13 protein-coding genes are annotated in these 15,873 nt (G+C 72.7%); 6 read left to right on the top strand and 7 right to left on the bottom strand.

Annotation, left to right across the window (positions count from 1 at the left end; all coding sequences use genetic code 11):
• Position 1: 1 nt before the first annotated feature.
• On the top strand, positions 2 to 1,456 hold the full coding sequence (locus SLV14N_RS28230) for a sensor histidine kinase (protein WP_208684658.1): 1,455 nt from the start codon (positions 2 to 4) through the stop codon (positions 1,454 to 1,456).
• Positions 1,453 to 2,058: a response regulator transcription factor gene (locus tag SLV14N_RS28225; RefSeq protein WP_263271619.1), complete on the top strand. Its 606-nt coding sequence runs from the start codon at positions 1,453 to 1,455 to the stop codon at positions 2,056 to 2,058. The genes SLV14N_RS28230 and SLV14N_RS28225 overlap by 4 nt, the downstream gene beginning before the upstream one ends.
• Before the next feature lie 45 nt (positions 2,059 to 2,103).
• Here the strand turns inward: SLV14N_RS28225 and SLV14N_RS28220 are convergent, their stop codons facing one another.
• From SLV14N_RS28220 to SLV14N_RS28205, 4 genes are all read right to left on the bottom strand, one after another.
• Positions 2,104 to 2,967 carry a hypothetical protein gene (locus tag SLV14N_RS28220; RefSeq protein ID WP_208684654.1) on the bottom strand — a complete coding sequence of 288 codons (864 nt, stop codon included), beginning with the start codon at positions 2,965 to 2,967 and terminating at the stop codon, positions 2,104 to 2,106.
• A 239-nt stretch (positions 2,968 to 3,206) separates the two neighbouring features.
• The gene (locus SLV14N_RS28215) at positions 3,207 to 4,655 is read right to left on the bottom strand and encodes an MFS transporter (RefSeq protein WP_208684652.1); all 1,449 of its coding nucleotides are present in this window, start codon (positions 4,653 to 4,655) and stop codon (positions 3,207 to 3,209) included.
• Positions 4,656 to 5,012: 357 nt separating this feature from the next.
• Positions 5,013 to 6,206 (bottom strand): beta-ketoacyl synthase N-terminal-like domain-containing protein, encoded by a 1,194-nt coding sequence (locus tag SLV14N_RS28210; protein ID WP_208684650.1) that lies wholly within the window; start codon positions 6,204 to 6,206, stop codon positions 5,013 to 5,015.
• A 33-nt stretch (positions 6,207 to 6,239) separates the two neighbouring features.
• Positions 6,240 to 8,522, bottom strand: coding sequence for an acyl-CoA dehydrogenase (locus SLV14N_RS28205; protein WP_263271617.1), 2,283 nt, complete (start codon positions 8,520 to 8,522; stop codon positions 6,240 to 6,242).
• A 478-nt stretch (positions 8,523 to 9,000) separates the two neighbouring features.
• Here SLV14N_RS28205 and SLV14N_RS28200 point away from each other — a divergent pair, with 478 nt between their 5' ends.
• From SLV14N_RS28200 to SLV14N_RS28185, 4 genes are all read left to right on the top strand, one after another.
• Entirely contained in the window at positions 9,001 to 9,660 is a 660-nt protein-coding gene (locus SLV14N_RS28200; RefSeq protein ID WP_208684646.1) for a class I SAM-dependent methyltransferase, read from the top strand.
• Between the two features lie 19 nt (positions 9,661 to 9,679).
• Positions 9,680 to 10,588: an N-acetylmuramoyl-L-alanine amidase gene (locus SLV14N_RS28195; RefSeq protein WP_263271615.1), complete on the top strand. Its 909-nt coding sequence runs from the start codon at positions 9,680 to 9,682 to the stop codon at positions 10,586 to 10,588.
• A gap of 199 nt (positions 10,589 to 10,787) precedes the next feature.
• Entirely contained in the window at positions 10,788 to 11,645 is an 858-nt protein-coding gene (locus tag SLV14N_RS28190; RefSeq protein ID WP_263271614.1) for a DUF5336 domain-containing protein, read from the top strand.
• Positions 11,646 to 11,840: 195 nt separating this feature from the next.
• On the top strand, positions 11,841 to 12,851 hold the full coding sequence (locus SLV14N_RS28185; RefSeq protein ID WP_263271612.1) for an LLM class F420-dependent oxidoreductase: 1,011 nt from the start codon (positions 11,841 to 11,843) through the stop codon (positions 12,849 to 12,851).
• A 14-nt stretch (positions 12,852 to 12,865) separates the two neighbouring features.
• Here SLV14N_RS28185 and SLV14N_RS28180 read toward each other — a convergent pair whose 3' ends face one another.
• From SLV14N_RS28180 to SLV14N_RS28170, 3 genes are all read right to left on the bottom strand, one after another.
• Entirely contained in the window at positions 12,866 to 13,669 is an 804-nt protein-coding gene (locus SLV14N_RS28180; protein WP_263271610.1) for a maleylpyruvate isomerase family mycothiol-dependent enzyme, read from the bottom strand.
• Positions 13,670 to 13,845: 176 nt separating this feature from the next.
• Positions 13,846 to 14,916: a prenyltransferase/squalene oxidase repeat-containing protein gene (locus SLV14N_RS28175; protein ID WP_263271608.1), complete on the bottom strand. Its 1,071-nt coding sequence runs from the start codon at positions 14,914 to 14,916 to the stop codon at positions 13,846 to 13,848.
• Positions 14,913 to 15,851: a class I SAM-dependent methyltransferase gene (locus SLV14N_RS28170; RefSeq protein ID WP_336298239.1), complete on the bottom strand. Its 939-nt coding sequence runs from the start codon at positions 15,849 to 15,851 to the stop codon at positions 14,913 to 14,915. Before SLV14N_RS28170 ends, SLV14N_RS28175 begins: the two co-directional genes overlap by 4 nt.
• Between the last annotated feature and the right edge of the window lie 22 nt (positions 15,852 to 15,873).

The raw sequence follows: 15,873 nt of genomic DNA, 5'->3' as shown, positions 1-15,873 counted from the left end.
GATGGCGCAGACCTGGGAAGCAACAGTGCAGCACACGGAACGACGGAGCGCGGGCGAGAAGGACCCCGGCGGCGCGGACGGCACCGAGGACTCCTGCCGGCCCGCGCGGCCGGCCGGGAAGACGGACGACGGGAAGACGGACAACAGGAAGCCGGACAACGCGCCGGGCAAGTACGCCTTCCTGCCCTGGCTGCTGATGGGCATGGGCGCCTTCTCCAACATCATCCAGGGCAAGACGGGCAACCCCTGGCTGGCCGGTCTCGGTCTGCTCGCCTTCAACTCCGTCTACATCAGCGTGGTCTGGGCCTCCTTCAACCCGCGGCTGCGTGACTCCCATCGCCCCCTGTACGCCCTGGGGATACTGACCGCCATCACCTTCGCCATCGCGATCGGGTTCGGCGGCAACTGGTTCCTGTTCTTCCCGCTGCTGTCGCTCGCCTCCGGCACGGTCCGTGCGCTGCGCGGCAAGAAGCTCGCCCTCTGGCTGATCGCGCTCAGCGGGGCGGCCGGATTTCTGGCCGGCTGGCACGACGACGACCCGTGGGGCTCGTTCGGCATCGGGTACGGCACCTTCCTCTCCGGCATCGTGACGGCCACGGTCCTGAGCCTGTTCGACACCATCCAGAAGCTCAACGCCACCCGCCAGGAACTGGCCCGCAGCGCCGTCGAGAAGGAGCGGCTGCGCTTCTCCCGCGATCTGCACGACCTGCTGGGGCACACCCTGTCCGTGGTGGTCGTCAAGGCCGAGGCGGTCCGCAGACTCGCACCCCGCGATCTGGACGCGGCGCTCGCCCAGGCCGCCGATATCGAGGCGGTCGGCCGACAGGCACTGACCGAGATCCGCGAGGCGGTCACCGGCTATCGCGCGGGCGGTCTGACCACCGAGCTGGACCGGGCCCGTTCCGCCCTGGAGGCGGCCGGTATCGAGCCCGTCGTACGGCAGGCCGGGCCGCCGCTGCCCCCGCAGGCAGGCGCCCTGCTGGGCTGGGTGGTCCGCGAGGGCGTCACCAACACCGTCCGGCACAGCGGCGCCACCCGCTGCGAGATCGCGGTGCACGCCGACGAGGAACGGGTACGGCTGACGATCACGGACGACGGCCGCGGCCCCCTGAGCTCCGGCACAGCCACGGGCCCCGGCCTGGCCTGGCTCCGCGACCGCGGCGGCTACGGGGACGGGGACGGCGGCCGGGAGGCGGGCGGCATACCCGCCCCGGACGGCACCGGCAGCCCGTCCGCCACGGACGACACCGGCGAGACGGGCGACGCGGGCGGTCCGGCGCCGCCCGGCCGGTCGGGGCCGGGCGGCGGCACCGGCCTGACAGGACTGGCCGAGCGCCTGGCCGCGGCGGGCGGGACACTGCACAGCGGCCCGGACGGCCGGCAAGGCTTCCGGGTCACGGCCGAACTCCCGGTCGGCACGGACGACAGGACGGACGCGGAGGAGAGCACCAGGTGATCAAGGTCCTGCTGGCGGAGGACCAGGGAATGATGCGGGGCGCGCTGGCGCTGCTGCTCGACCTGGAAGCGGATATGCAGGTCGTGGCCCAGGTCGCGGCGGGCGACCGGATCGTCGCCGCTGCCCTCGACGCCCGTCCCGATATCGCCCTCCTGGACATCGAACTCCCCGGCCGCAGCGGTCTGGACGCCGCGGCCGATCTGCGCGACCAGCTGCCGTCGTGCAAGGTGCTGATCGTGACGACCTTCGGCCGCCCCGGCTACCTGCGCCGCGCCATGGAGGCCGGAGCCTCCGGTTTCCTGGTGAAGGACGGCCCGGTGGAGGAACTGGCGGCGGCGATCCGCCGGGTGCTGGCCGGCGAGCGGGTCATCGACCCCGGCCTCGCCGCGGCGGCACTGAGCGCCGGCCCCAATCCGCTGACCCAGCGGGAGCGCGATGCCCTGACCGCCGCCGTGGACGGCGCCACGGTCGCCGATATCGCCGGCCGGCTCCACCTCTCCCAGGCCACCGTCCGCAACTACCTCTCCGCGGCCATCGGCAAGACCGGCACCCGCAACCGCATGGAAGCGGTGCGTACGGCACGGCAGAACGGCTGGCTGTAGCGGCAGTGTTCATCCGGACCGCCCGGTGAACCGCGCGTCAGGGCCCTACTCGTCCACGCCGGGCTGCTGCGGTTGTCGTCCGCGGCGTGCCGCCCCGGGCCGGAGGCGCTCCCGGCGTAAACGTGGCGTGCGCACCCGCCCGGAACGCAGGGGGGTGCCGCTCGGTCGCCGTACGGCCTGATCGGCGATTGGGCCGCCGAGACGGGCGGCGCCCTCCTCGGCGGCACCCTCCGTGCCCGTCGTGCGCCGGCGCCGCACAGTGACGATCAAGGCCAGGATCGCGGTCAGAGCACTCGCCAAGCCACCCGCGGTGGTGATCCGGTCCGTCAGCCACGTCACCCCGCCCCCCACCCAGGAATACCAGTCGGCCTCTTCGGGAGGCGCGGTCACCACGGTGCGCGCGTTGAGGGGCGTCCTCTCGAACAGCACGGTGCCGGTGTCGCGAAGGTAGGCGGTCACGGTCAGGGAGAGAGTGACGGTCCCGGTACGTTTCGCGCTCACGTCCCACATCCAGGTCGCCGCATCGCTCTTGGTCAGCACGGGCTGGCGTTCCGAGGACAGCGGGGTGCAGGTCACCCCGGAGCCGGAGCAGTGCAGCTTCACCCCGATCTGGGCACCGGCCCGTACCTGCGCACCAGGCACGGCGGTCCGGGCCCGGTTCCGCCATTCGCCCAGGACATCGGCGCGGAACCGTTGCGGCGGAGTGTCCCGGACCAGGCGGAGCTCGGTGGCGTCGGTGTACACCACGCGTCCGTCGAAGAGCTGCCGGCGGGCCGCGTCCAACTCCCTGATGTAGTCGCGCTGTGCGGGCGGCCGGCTGTTCGGCGGGCGTGAGTCGTACGCGCCGTGGAAGACGCCGGCCAGTGTCACGACGGCCAGGGCAGCGATGACCACCAGGACCGCGGCCAAGGGCAGAGAACCCCTGTCAGAGCCGGGTCGGCCGAACTCCTTGATCCCCATGGGCCCCCGATCGATGTGCGCGCTTTCGCACCCGCTCCCCATACCTGCCTTGCGCGCGCCCCGGATACCGCCCGCTCCACGGCACACCGCCCTGCCCATGGTGGCGCAACCCTCTCGCCGGGCACCGCCGATCGGCCACATTGCGTGGTGGCGTGGCGTGGCGTCCCGGAGGGTCCGGCAGGAACCGTCTACCCGTGCGCGGCGCCCGCCCGTCGCTGCGGCAGTGCGACGACCATCAGCAGGATGCTGCCGAGCAGGACCACCGAGCCGACCTGGAAGGCCAGTCCGTAGCCGTCCGCCAGGGCCTTCAGGCCGTCGCCCGCCTCGATCCGGGCCGCGGCAACGGTGGACAGGACCGACAGGCCCAGCGCGCCGCCCATTTGGCGGGAGGTGTTCATCAGGCCGGAGACAAGGCCCTGGTCGGCGGGGTCGGCCCCGGAGGTCGCGATGGAGGCGATCGGCGTCGCGGTCAGGCCCGCGCCCAGCGCCATCAGGATGCCGGGGCCGAGGATCGTGCCGAGGTAGCTGCCGTCGACGTCCATCGTGCCCTGCCAGACCATGCCGCACGCGGACATCACCGCACCGGCGATGGCCAGCGGCTTGGCGCCCAGACGGTTCATCAGCCGGGGCGCGATCTTGGAGCCCAGGACGATGGAGAGCGAGTGCGGGATGAAGGAGAGCCCGGCCTCGAGCGGCCGGTAGCCCAGCACGTTCTGCACATACAGGGACAGGAAGTACCACATGGAGAACATCGCGGCGCCGGCCAGCACCATCGCCCCGTTCGCCGAGGAGACCGACCGCAGCCGGAAGAGCCCCAGCGGCATCAGCGGGGCCTTGGCGCGCGCCTCGACGGCGAGGAAGGCCGCCACCACGACCAGCCCGGCGGCCAGCGGCAGCAGCGCGGACAGCGACGCCCAGCCGTCCGTCTCGGTCTGCACGATCCCGTAGGCCACCAGCCCGAGCCCGGCCGTCACCAGCAGCGCGCCCGGCACATCGAGCCGCCGCCCGGCGCCCTGCCGGCTCTCGGTGAGCCACAGCACCGCGCCGCCCAGCACCAGCGCCCCGACCGGCACATTGATCAGCAACACCCAGCGCCACGACAGGAATTCGGTGAGCGTCCCGCCCACCAGACCGCCCACCGCGCCACCGCCGGCGCCGACCGCCGTCCAGGTGGCGATGGCGCGGGTACGTGCCGGGCCGGCCGGGAACGACGTGGTCAGGATGGTGAGGGTGGCGGGCGAGAGCACCGCCGCGCCGATGCCCTGGACCGTACGGGCCGCGATCAGCTGCCAGGGCTCCTGCGCCAGACCGCCCCCCAGGCTCGCGACCGTGAACAGCGCCAGCCCCAGGACGAAGATCCGCTTACGGCCGAAGAGGTCGGCGGCCCGGCCACCGAGCAGCATGAAGCCCGCGAAGGTGATGACGTAGGCGTTGACGATCCACTGCAGGCCCAGCTCGCTCAGGCCCAGACCGGTCCGCATGGCGGGCAGCGCCACATTCACGACGGAGACGTCCAGGATGACCAGGAACTGCCCGGAGCAGACCAACAGCATCACCAGCCAGGCCGGCGGGGCCGCCCTCCGGCGCGCGCTCTCGGTCAGGGTGGCGGGGGTGGCTATCGGCGGCATGCCGACCATGCTCGCATTCGTCGCTTGAGTCCTGCATCGGTATATCGCTGCATGAGCCACCTGACGGGAGACCTAGGCCGAAAGTCGCAGGGGGGGCGGGGCGGCGGGGCGGGGACTTAGGGGGTGGGCGGGGCGTTCCCCTAGGGGTCGGCATGGCCCCCGATGGGCCAACTACCCATTGACGGGGGCTAGTTAACGTCGCTCGGCTCGCCCGGCGAAGGACGGCGAAGGAACGGCGGCGCCCGGCGAAGGACGGCGGCGCGAAGGACGACGGAACCGACGAAACCCGGCGGAACCCGGCTGACGCCCAGTTACCGAGCCCATCAAAGTCCCCCCGCCGGACCCCGTCACCCCACCCCCCAAACCTCACCTGCGCAGCAGCGTCACCACCGCGGCGCCGCCCAGGCCGATGTTGTGTGCCAGGCCCACCCGGGCGCCGGGGACCTGCCGCTCGCCCGCGGTGCCGCGCAGCTGCCAGACCAGCTCGGCGGTCTGCGCCAGCCCCGTCGCGCCCAGCGGATGCCCCTTGGAGATCAGGCCGCCGGACGGGTTGACCACCCAGCGGCCGCCGTAGGTCGTGGCGCCGTCGGCGACCAGCTTCCCCGACTCCCCGTCCGCGCACATACCCAACGCCTCATAGGTCAGCAGCTCATTGACCGAGAAGCAGTCGTGCAGCTCGATGACGTCCACGTCCTCGATGCCGAGACCGGCAGCCGCGTACACCTGCCGGGCGGCGGCACGGGACATCGGTTTGCCGACGACGTCGATGCACGACCCGGACGCGAAGCTCTCCTCGGTGTCCGTCGTCATGGCCTGTGCGACGATCTCCACCGCCCGGTCGGCCAGGCCGTGTTCCCGCACGAAGCGCTCGGAGGCGATCACCGCCGCGGCCGCGCCGTCGGAGGTCGGCGAGCACTGCAGCTTGGTCAGCGGCCGGTGGATGGTCTTGGCGGCGAGGACCTCCTCGACCGTGTAGACGTCCTGGAACTGGGCGTTCGGGTTGTGCGCTGAGTGGCGGTGGTTCTTGGCGCCGACGGCGGCGAGCTGTTCGGCAGTGGTGCCGTAGCGCTCCATGTGCTCGCGGGCCGCGTTGCCGAAGATCTGGGCGGTGGGCGGGGTCATCTCGAAGCCGTGGGCGGCAGCCATCACCCCGTAGTGGCGCGCCACCGGCGAGGTGCTGAAGTCCCCGGCGTCCGCGCCGCCGCCCAGCGCGCCCCGCTTCATCTTCTCGAAGCCCAGCGCCAGGACACAGTCGTTGAGGCCGGACCCGACGAACTGGCGGGCCATCATCAGCGCGGTCGAGGCGGTCGCGCAGTTGTTGTTGACGTTGTAGACGGGGATGCCGGTCAGGCCCAGTTCGTAGGCGGCGCGCTGACCGGCCGTCGAGGCCTGGTAGCAGTAGCCGACCGGCAGCTGCTCGACCGCCTCGTAGCCGATCCCGGCGTCCGCGAGCGCGGCGCCGCCCGCCTCCTTCGCCATGTCCCAGTACTGCCGGTCGCGGGTCTCGGGCTTCTCGAACCGGGTCATCCCGACACCGACGATGTACGCCTTGCCAGCCATACGTGTCCTCCTGGAGGTGGCTGAGTCCGGGGATCAGATCAGGGGGCGCGGCTCCGGGTCGCGGGGCAGGCCGAGCAGCCGCTCCGCGACGACATTGAGCTGCACCTGGGTGGTGCCGCCGGCGATGGTCAGACAGCGCGACATCAGGAAGCCGTGCAGTGCCCGTTCACCGGCCCCCTCGCGCACCGCGCCGTCCGGGCCGAGCAGCTCCAGCGCCAGCTCGGCGACCTTCTGCTGGTGCGGGGTCTGCACCAGCTTGCGGATGCTGGCACCGGCCCCCGGCTCCAGCCCCGACACCTGCTGGAGCGTGGTGCGCAGCCCGATGCAGCCCAGCGCGTGCGCCTCGGCGGCCAGCGCGCCCACCCGCGCCCGCACCGATCCGTCCAGCTCGGCGGCGCGGTCCAGCAGCGCCGTCAGACCGGTGTCGAAGGTCAACTGGTCGGCCATGTGGACGCGTTCGTTGTCCAGGGTGGTGCGGGCCACCTTCCAGCCGTTGTCGACCTCGCCGACCACCGCGTCGGCCGGCAGCAGCACATCGTCGAAGTAGACCTCGTTGAAGAGCGACTCGCCGGTGAGCTCCTTCAGCGGGCGGATGTCGATGCCCGGGGTCTTCATGTCGACGAGGAAGAAGGTCAGCCCCTTGTGTTTGGGCGCGTCCGGGTCGGTGCGGGCCAGCAGGATGCCGTGGCTCGCCCACTGGGCGGCCGAGGTCCACACCTTCTGGCCATTGATCCGCCAGCCGCCGTCCGCCGTCCGCTCGGCGCGGGTCCGCAGGGAGGCCAGGTCCGAGCCGGCCTCGGGTTCGGAGAACAGCTGGCACCACAGCAGATCGCCGCGCAGCGACGGCTGCATATAGCGCTCCTGCTGCTCCGGGGTGCCGTGGGCGATCAGTGAGGGGACGACCCAGGTGGCGATGCCCAGATCGCTGATCCGGACGTCGGCGGCCGCCAGCTCCTGCTGGATCGCGAGCTGTTGGACGGGGCCGGCGCCCAGTCCGTAGGGCGGGGGGAGGTGCGGTGCGGCGTAGCCGGTGGGGGCCAGTGTGCGGCGTACGGCCGCGGGGTCGAGGCCGCGGACGCCGTCGATGACCGTACGGGCCCTGTCCCGGAACTCCGCCGCCTCGGCGGGGAGTTCGAGGTGCAGCGGGCGCCGGGCCCCGCCGGCGGCGTACCGGGCGGCCCGCAGCCGGTGGGTGTCGCCGCTGCCGAGCAGCTGGCGGGCGACCGTCGCCCGCCGCAGATGGAGGTGGGCGTCGTGTTCCCAGGTGAAGCCGATGCCGCCGAGGATCTGGATGCAGTCCTTGGCGCAGCTGACGGCGGCGTCCAGGGCGGTCGCGGTGGCCAGCGCCGCGACCAGTCCGCGGACCGCGGGCGGCTCGTGCAGCGCGCGGGCCGCGTCCCAGACCAGGGCGGCGGCCTGTTCGTAGCGTACGAGCATGTCGGCGCAGAGGTGTTTGACCGCCTGGAACTGGCCGATGGGGCGGCCGAACTGTTCGCGGACCGCGGCGTGTTCGGCGGCGGTGTGCAGCGCCCAGGAGGCCGTGCCGCAGCTCTCGGCGGCCCACAGCACCCCGGCCAGGTCGCGGACCAGGTCACTGTCGACGCCGATCCGCCGCTCGGCGGGCACCGGAACTCCGTGCGCGCGCACTTCGGCGGTCGGTCGGGTGGGGTCGGCGCTCTCCTGGACGCGTACGGTCAGCGCCCCGGCGTCGACCGCGAGCCAGACCGTCTCCCCCGCCCGTCGCCCGTCTCCGCCGTCGGGCACCGCCCCGTCCACGGCGCCCTCCGCTCCCCCGGCGCCCTCCGCTTCCCCGGTGAGCCCTGCTTCCCCGGTGACCTCCGCGGCCAGCACGATCAGATCCGCGTCGGCGCCGGACAGGACCGGGGGCGCGGTGCCGTCCAGGACATAGCCGTCGGGGCTTTCGACGGCGGTGAGCGAGCCCGTGCCGAGTGCGACGGCGCCGATGCGTGCGCCGGTGGCGAGGGCCCGTACGAGGGCCGGGGCGGCGGCGCCGCGGTGGAGAAGTGCGGCGGCGAGGGTGGTGGGCAGACAGGGCCCGGGGAACGCGGCGCGGCCCAGTTCCTCCAGCACGACGGCGAGATCGAGCAGTTCACCGCCCCCGCCGCCGTCGGCCTCGGGGAGATGGAGCCCGAGCAGCCCCTGGGCGGCGAGCTGGTCCCAGTACGCGGGCCGCCCGGAGCGCGCGGGCGCGGTGTCGAGCAGCTTGCGCACCGCTTCGGGCGGCACCGCCCGCGCGGCCCAGCCGCCCGCCGCCTCGGCAAGGTCCCGTTGCTCTTGCGTGATTCCGATGCCCATGCGGGGCAGACTAGAACACGTTTCATTCTGGCGGAAGGTCAGTTGGGGGTCTGTTCGGGCATGCCCGCGGCACCCATGGCACCCCGGACCCGCCGCCGTACGGCGGCCGCCCCGCCGGTCCCGTAACGGGCAGGAACCGGCGGGGATTCCCGGGGAACGGTTCGGATGCGAACAGGAAACGGTCCGGTGAATTCCGTCGCGGGCGCCAATTCCTTCCCCTCCTCCCCCACCAACTCCCTACGCCCCCGAATTCACTGCTTTCGGGCATCACGGAAACCTCTGACGATAAAGCGACGGGAACAGTCGGGGAACGGTCCGGAACCCGGCAGGAACCGACAGGAACTTCCGGGTCGCCCGACACGCGGGAAATGCGCACCGCCGTTCCGATATCCGAATGCCCCGACCGGGACACCCGCACTCCACCCGCGCCGCCCCGTACGGCACGATGAGCCCCTGACCGCACCACAGGAGGAAGCCCATGCCCGCTCCCACGGCTCCGACCGCTCCGCAGCCGGAGATACTCGCCGCTTTCGAGGCGGCGAAGGGCTTCATGCCCGTGGACGAGGGCCTCGCCCTGTACGCGGCGGCGGCCGAGGCGGGAACGCTCGGGCTGCCGCTGGTGGAGGTCGGCACCTACTGCGGCCGGTCCACGATCCTGCTCGCCGACGCCGCACGCACCGCCGGGGTCCCCGCCGTCACCGTCGACCACCACCGGGGCAGCGAGGAGCAGCAGCCCGGCTGGGAGTACCACGACCCGACCGTCGTCGACCCCGAGGTCGGCCGGATGGACACCCTGCCCACCTTCCGCCGCACACTGCACGCCGCGGGCCTGGAGGAGCATGTGATCGCCCTGGTCGGCCGGTCGCCGCAGGCCGCGGCCGTCTGGCAGGCCCCGGTGGGACTGGTCTTCATCGACGGCGGGCACACCGACGAGCACGCCACCGCCGACTACGAGGGCTGGGCGCCCCACCTCGCGCCCGACGGGCTGCTGGTCATCCACGATGTCTTCGCGGACCCGGCGGACGGCGGCCAGGCCCCCTACCGCATCTACCGCAGGGCCCTGGAGTCCGGCGCCTTCACCGAGATCTCGGCCCACCGGTCGCTGCACGTACTGCGGCGCACCGGGCCGGGCATCTGAGCGGGCTACGATCGCGGACGTGTCGAACGGCAGTTCTCTCCCCCCGCACCGCCGCCTGCGCGGCACCCTCCTCGTCGTGCTGGCCGCCGTAGTGGTCGCCGGCCTGGGCGGCTGGCTGGTCTGGCACACGTCGGGCGGCGACGGCGGACCAAGAACCGGGCAGCCCGCACCGAGCGACCCGGCGGAAAGCGCCACCGGACCCGGCGGCGGCCACACCCCGGGCGGCAAGGGCTCCAAGGACCACGGCCCGCGCGCCGGTCTGAAGGGCAAGGTCGTGGTGCTCGACCCCGGCCACAACCCGCACAACCGCGAGCACGGCCGGGAGATCGCCCGGCAGGTGGACATCGGCAACGCCCGCAAGGAGTGCGACACCACCGGCACCGCCACCAACGACGGTTACGCCGAGGCGTCCTTCACCCTGGACGTCGCCCGCCGGGCCCGCACGCTCCTCCAGGAGCAGGGCGCCAAGGTCGTCCTCACCCAGGACGGCGACCGCCCCTACGGGCCGTGTGTGGACGAACGGGCCGAGATCGGCAACAAGGCGCACGCCGATGCCGCCCTGTCCCTCCACGCCGATGGTTCGGGCGCCGGCAACCGAGGCTTCCATGTCATCCTGCCCGCGCGTGTCATGGACGGCCCGGCCGACACCGGCGCGATCGTCGGACCCTCGCGCCAGTTGGGTGAGCGGCTGGCCGGCCGGTTCCGCGCGGTCACCGGAAGTGCGGCGTCCAATTACATCGGCGGCGGCACCGGACTCGACAAGCGCTCCGATCTCGGCGGCCTCAACCTCTCGACGGTGCCGAAGGTGTTCCTGGAGTGCGGCAATATGCGCGACCCGAAGGACGCCGCGCAATTGACCGACGCCGACTGGCGGCAAAAGGCGGCCCGCGGGATCACCGAGGGCATTACGGACTTCTTGACACGCTGACCCGGCCACCTGACCGGATCCGGAAGCCATCTGATACCGGATCCGTGACGACGTACCGATAGCGCGCGGAAACGAACAGGACGGGCCGCCGGATTCGGCGATAGGTTCCCCTTTACGATGGGTGGCCACCGCCGTGCCTCGCACTGCGCGCACCGCGACAGCGACGACCGGACCCACGAAACCGACAAAGGACCCTTACGTGAACATCCGCTCCCTCACTCGAGGCGACGGCGTGGTGATCGGAGCAGCGGTGTTGCTGTTCATCGCCTCGTTCCTCTCTGCCACCGGCGGCCCGGAGTGCTCCGGGCAGCTCGCCAAGTACTGCGAGGCCCAGGACTACAGCAGCATCAACGCCTGGGACTCGGTGTCCGTCCTGATGAGCGTGTACCTGGCCGGGGTGATCGGCGCGGCGATCATTGTCGTCAGCCGTGCGCTGCCGCAGCAGCAGGCGCGCAAGGTCGCCGGTCTCGACCTCGGCCAGTTCGGTGTCGCCCTCACCGTGTTCGCGGCATGGACGGCGTTCTGGACCCTCATCGGCGCCCCGAGCGCCGGCGCGGGCCTGATCATCGGCCTGATCGCCACCCTGATCCTGGCCGGTGGCGCCATCGCCACGCCGCTCCTCCCGCCCCTCAAGGTCGCCCTGATCGGCGCCCCGAAGCCGCAGGCCGCCGCCCCGTACGGGGCCGGCCCCAACCCGGGTTACGGCTACCCCGGCGCGCAGCAGCAGGCGAGCCAGGGCTACGGCTACCCGGGCGGCCAGCAGCAGCCGCAGGCCGGTCAGCCCCACGGCCAGCAGATGCCGGCGGACGGCACGGCCGGCGGTCCGGCCGGAGCCACCGCGGCGGCCGGCGCCCCGGCGGACTTCGCGCCGTTCTGGTTCGCGGTGCCCGTAGCGCGCCCGCTGTACGGCGAGGACGGCGCTCCGGCGCCGATCGCCGAACTGGCGCCCGGCACCTGGTACCTGGCGGTGGAGCAGCGCGGCCAGGCCCTGATCGCGCAGACCCAGGACGGCCGGCGCGGCGTCCTGCAGGACACCACCGGTATCCAGCGCGGCTGACACCGGACGCACAGCGGTCCTTTCGCGGCCCCTCGCCCCTGCGGGCGGGGGGCCGTTGCGCTGCCGACGGCCCGGCCGTACAGTTCGCCGGACACCCAAGCTGACGCAGCGTCAGATTTGAGAGATCTCGTCGCGGAACTCGTCAGGGAACTCGTCAGAGATCTCGTCACCGTCCGCCGGAGAGGGGCGATCGGTATGCGACTCGGTCTGGCACTGGGCTACTGGGGCCGCGGCCCGGACCCCCGGCACCTCGAACTCGCCCGCGCGGCCGAGCGGCTGGGCTATGACTCGGTGTGGACGGCGGAGGCCTGGGGGTCGGACGCCTTCACCGCGCTCACCTGGATCGCCGCCCACACCTCCCGTATCAAACTGGGCACCGGTATCGCACAGATGGCGGCCCGCACCCCCACCGCCACCGCGATGCACGCACTCACCCTCGACCATCTCTCCGGCGGCCGCGTGCTGCTGGGCCTGGGGCTGTCCGGACCTCAGGTCGTCGAGGGGTGGTACGGACGGCCGTTCCCCGAGAGCCCGCTGACCGCCACCCGCGAATATGTGGACGTGATCCGCCAAGTGCTGCGCCGGGAAGGGCCGGTGGAGGTGGACGGCGTCTTCCACCCGCACCCCTACCGCGGCGCGGACGGCACCGGCCTCGGCAAGCCCCTCAAGCCCATCACCCATCCGCTGCGCGCCGGGCTCCCCCTCCTGCTGGGTGCGGAAGGGCCCAAGAACATCGCCCAGACGACCCGGATCGCCGACGGCTGGCTGCCGCTGTACTGGTCGCCGCAGCGCACCGACGTCTACCGGGCGTCCCTGTCCCAGGCCCCGGAGGGATTTCTCATCGCCCCCATGGCACGCGCCGTGGTCTGTGACGATGTCGCCGAGGGGCTGCTTCCGGTCAAGGCGATGCTCGGCTTCTACATCGGCGGGATGGGGCACGCGGCCAGGAACTTCCATGCCGATCTGATGGCCCGGATGGGCTTCGAGGAGGAGGCCCGCCGGGTGCAGCAGCTCTTCCTCGAAGGCCGCAGACAGGAGGCGGTGCTCGCCGTGCCGGACGCGTTCGCCGATGAGATCTCGCTGGTCGGCCCGCGCGAACGGATCGCGGAGCGCCTGGAGTTGTGGCGCACCGGCCCGGTCACCGACCTCCTGGTCACCGCCCCCGACCCGGACACGCTGCGGGTACTGGCCGAGCTCAACTCCTGACGGCCGCGGGCCGCTCACTGGAACGAGGCCCACTCCAGCCACCGGTCGAGCAGTGCGCGCTCGCCCAGGACCTCGACCCGGTCGCTGTCGGCGGGCAGCCTGCGGTACATCACGCCGAGGAGGTCGGTGAGCGGGCCGCGCAGGGCGACCGCCGCCTTCTCGTGGGCGCGGCGGTGGACGGGCCGGTCGCCGGTGAGGTCGAGGAGCCACTCGGCGTTCAGCTCGGGAGGGGTGTCGGTGGCGTGGAGGTGGAGGGTGCGGCCGGGGCCGAAGAGCTGCCCGCCGCGCTCCGCATGGTGCGCCGTGACCGTCGGCAGGGCGCACAACTGCAGCCACTCCTCCAGGCAGTCGGCGGCGACCTCGGGCGGGACATCGAAGGCGGCGCCCGCGGTGAGCGCGGCGTCGGCGCGGTGGATCACCGTCTCGTGGGTCATCCGGCGGGCCCAGAAGCCCGTCCGCTGCACCGGCGACCAGGTCCACACCTCGGTGTCGGGCCCGGCCTCGCGCAGCGCCGCCACGGCCTGGTCGGCGCCGGCCGCGAGCCAGGCGTCCAGCGCCGCCGCGTCGTCCTTCTCGGGCCCGTCGATCCCGGGGATGTCGGCTTCGTCGATGTCCGTGGCGGACCGGGTGGCCACGATGGCACCGACCCAGCGGTGCGCACCGCCCACGTGCCGCGCGAGGTCGGCCAGCGTCCAGTCCGGGCAGGTGGGCACGGTCGCGGACAGATCGGCGCCGCGCACCGTCTCCCGGAACTTCGTGGTCTCTTCCAGGAGATGGGTGCAGTAGGCGTCATGGCTGAGTGAGCCGTGGAGAGTCATGCGGCGCACAGTAATGGGCGGTTCCACGGCCCGGCCTCCCCTTTTTCTGCGCGGAGCCGGGCATCGCCGGCGGCCGCTGCCCGGTGGCCCGTACGGGATGATCCGTACGGGCCGGCCCTACGGGCCACCGGGCCCGGCGCCACCCCGTACGGGCCCCGGGTCCAGGGGAAATCCCCCTACCGGCAGCAGTCCGGATCGAGGCCCGTCGGCAGGTGCTCGCCCCCGAAGACCGTGGTGGTGGCCTCGTCGCCGCCCAGGGCGGCCACCGCGAGCAGCAGCGAACCGGCCGTCCAGGAGGTCAGTTCACGTGGCCAGATCGCATCGTCGTCGAAGACATAGCCGGTCCAGTACATGCCGTCCTCGGCGCGGAGGTGCTGCATCCACTTGAGGATCTGTACGGCCCGCTCGGACTCCCCCATCACCCACAGGGCGAGCGCCAGTTCCGCGCTCTCGCCGCCGGTGACCCAGGGGTTGGGCAGCACACAGCGCACGCCCAGGCCGGGCACGACGAACTGCTCCCAGTCCGCGTCGATGCGCTCGCGGGCCTGGGAACCGCGGACCGCGCCGCCGAGGACCGGGTAGTACCAGTCCATGGAGTAGCGGGACTTGTCCAGGAACCGCTCGGGGTGGCTGCGTATCGCATGGCCGAGGCGGCCGACGGCCAGCTCCCAGTCGGGCTGCGGCTCCTCGCGCTGTTCGGCGAGCGCCAGCGCGCAGCGCAGCGCCTGGTAGATGGAGGACGAGCCGGTCAGCAGCGCGTCGTTGACGGGTGTGCCGTCGTCCTCGCGCTTCCAGCCGATCTCGCCACCGGGCTGCTGGAGCTCCAGGACGTACTCGATGGCGGCATGGACCGCGGGCCACATGCGGTCGAGGAAGGCCTCGTCGCCGGTGGACAGGAAGTGGTGCCAGGCGCCGACCGCGAGGTACGCGCAGAAGTTGGTCTCCCGGCCGCGGTCGGTGGGTGCCTCGGCGTCGCCGTCGGCGTAGGCCGCGTACCAGGACCCGTCGGGGTTCTGGTGCCGCACCAGCCAGTCGTAAGCCGCCTCGGCGCGCTCGTGTTCGCCGGCCGCGTCCAGGGCCATGGCGGCCTCGGTGTGGTCCCACGGATCGAGGTGGTGGCCCCGGAACCAGGGGATCGCGCCGTCCGGCCGCTGGGTCGCCAGGATGCCGGCCACCGTGCGGGCGGCCTGCTCGGCGGTGAGCACCCCCGGCAGGACGAGCCGTTCGGTACGCCCGGGACTTGTCACTTGGCGGCCCCGGCGGAGGGCTTGGCGGAGGCCTTGGACGCGCGCTGGGCAGGGGCCTTGGACGCGGTCTTGGCGGGGGCCTTGGCACCGGACTTGGCGCCCGGCGCGGACTTCTGGGCCTTCGCGGCGGACCCGGTCGCCGGCTCGGCGGCCGGGGTGGCGGATGCCGCGGCGGGCTCGCCCGCCTCCGTGGTGGCCGGCTCGGGGGCGGCCGCCTGGGGCAGATGCGGCTTGGTGGCGTAGACGACGAAGCTCTTGCCGATGACGGGGTTCAGCGCCCGCTCCGCGAGCCGTGTGGCCAGCGGCTTCTTCATGATGTCCCAGACCAGCAGCTTGTGGTACGCCTGCACCGGCAGCGCCTTGTCGTTGTCCACCCCGAAGGCGCACTTCAGCCACCAGTAGGGGCTGTGCAGCCCGTGCGCATGGTGCGTGCCGTACGGCTCCAGGCCGGCCTCCCGCATCTTGCCCAGTAGTTCGTCGCCGCGGTAGATACGGATATGGCCGCCCTCGACCTCGTGATAGGCGTCGCTGAGCGTCCAGCAGACCTTCTCGGGGCCGTACCGGGGGACGGTGACGGCGATCCGGCCGCCGGGGCGCAGCACCCGGACCATCTCGGCGAGCACCCCCTTGTCGTCCGGGATGTGCTCCATCACCTCGGAGATGATGACGACATCGAAGCTGTCGTCGGGGAACGGCAGGTTCAGCGCATCGCCTTCCATGGCGGTGGCGGAGGCGCCCGCCGGGGCCTCACCCGCCTCCTCCATCGCGGCGAACCACTTGGCGACCTCGCGGATCTCCTCGCCGTTCTGGTCGAGGGCGACGACCTGCGCGCCGCGCCGGTAGCACTCGAAGGCATGCCGGCCGGCGCCGCACCCCAGGTCGAGCACACGGTCGCCCGGAGCGAGCGGGAAACGGGAAAAGTCGACGGTCAGCACGGCGTTCTGCTTTCGTCCGGCG

It is taken from the genome of Streptomyces sp. Je 1-4 4N24 (assembly GCF_026239515.1).
Classification (GTDB): domain Bacteria; phylum Actinomycetota; class Actinomycetes; order Streptomycetales; family Streptomycetaceae; genus Streptomyces; species Streptomyces nigrescens.
Note: the sequence above shows the minus strand (reverse complement) of the source record. Positions and strands in the feature narration are given on the sequence as shown.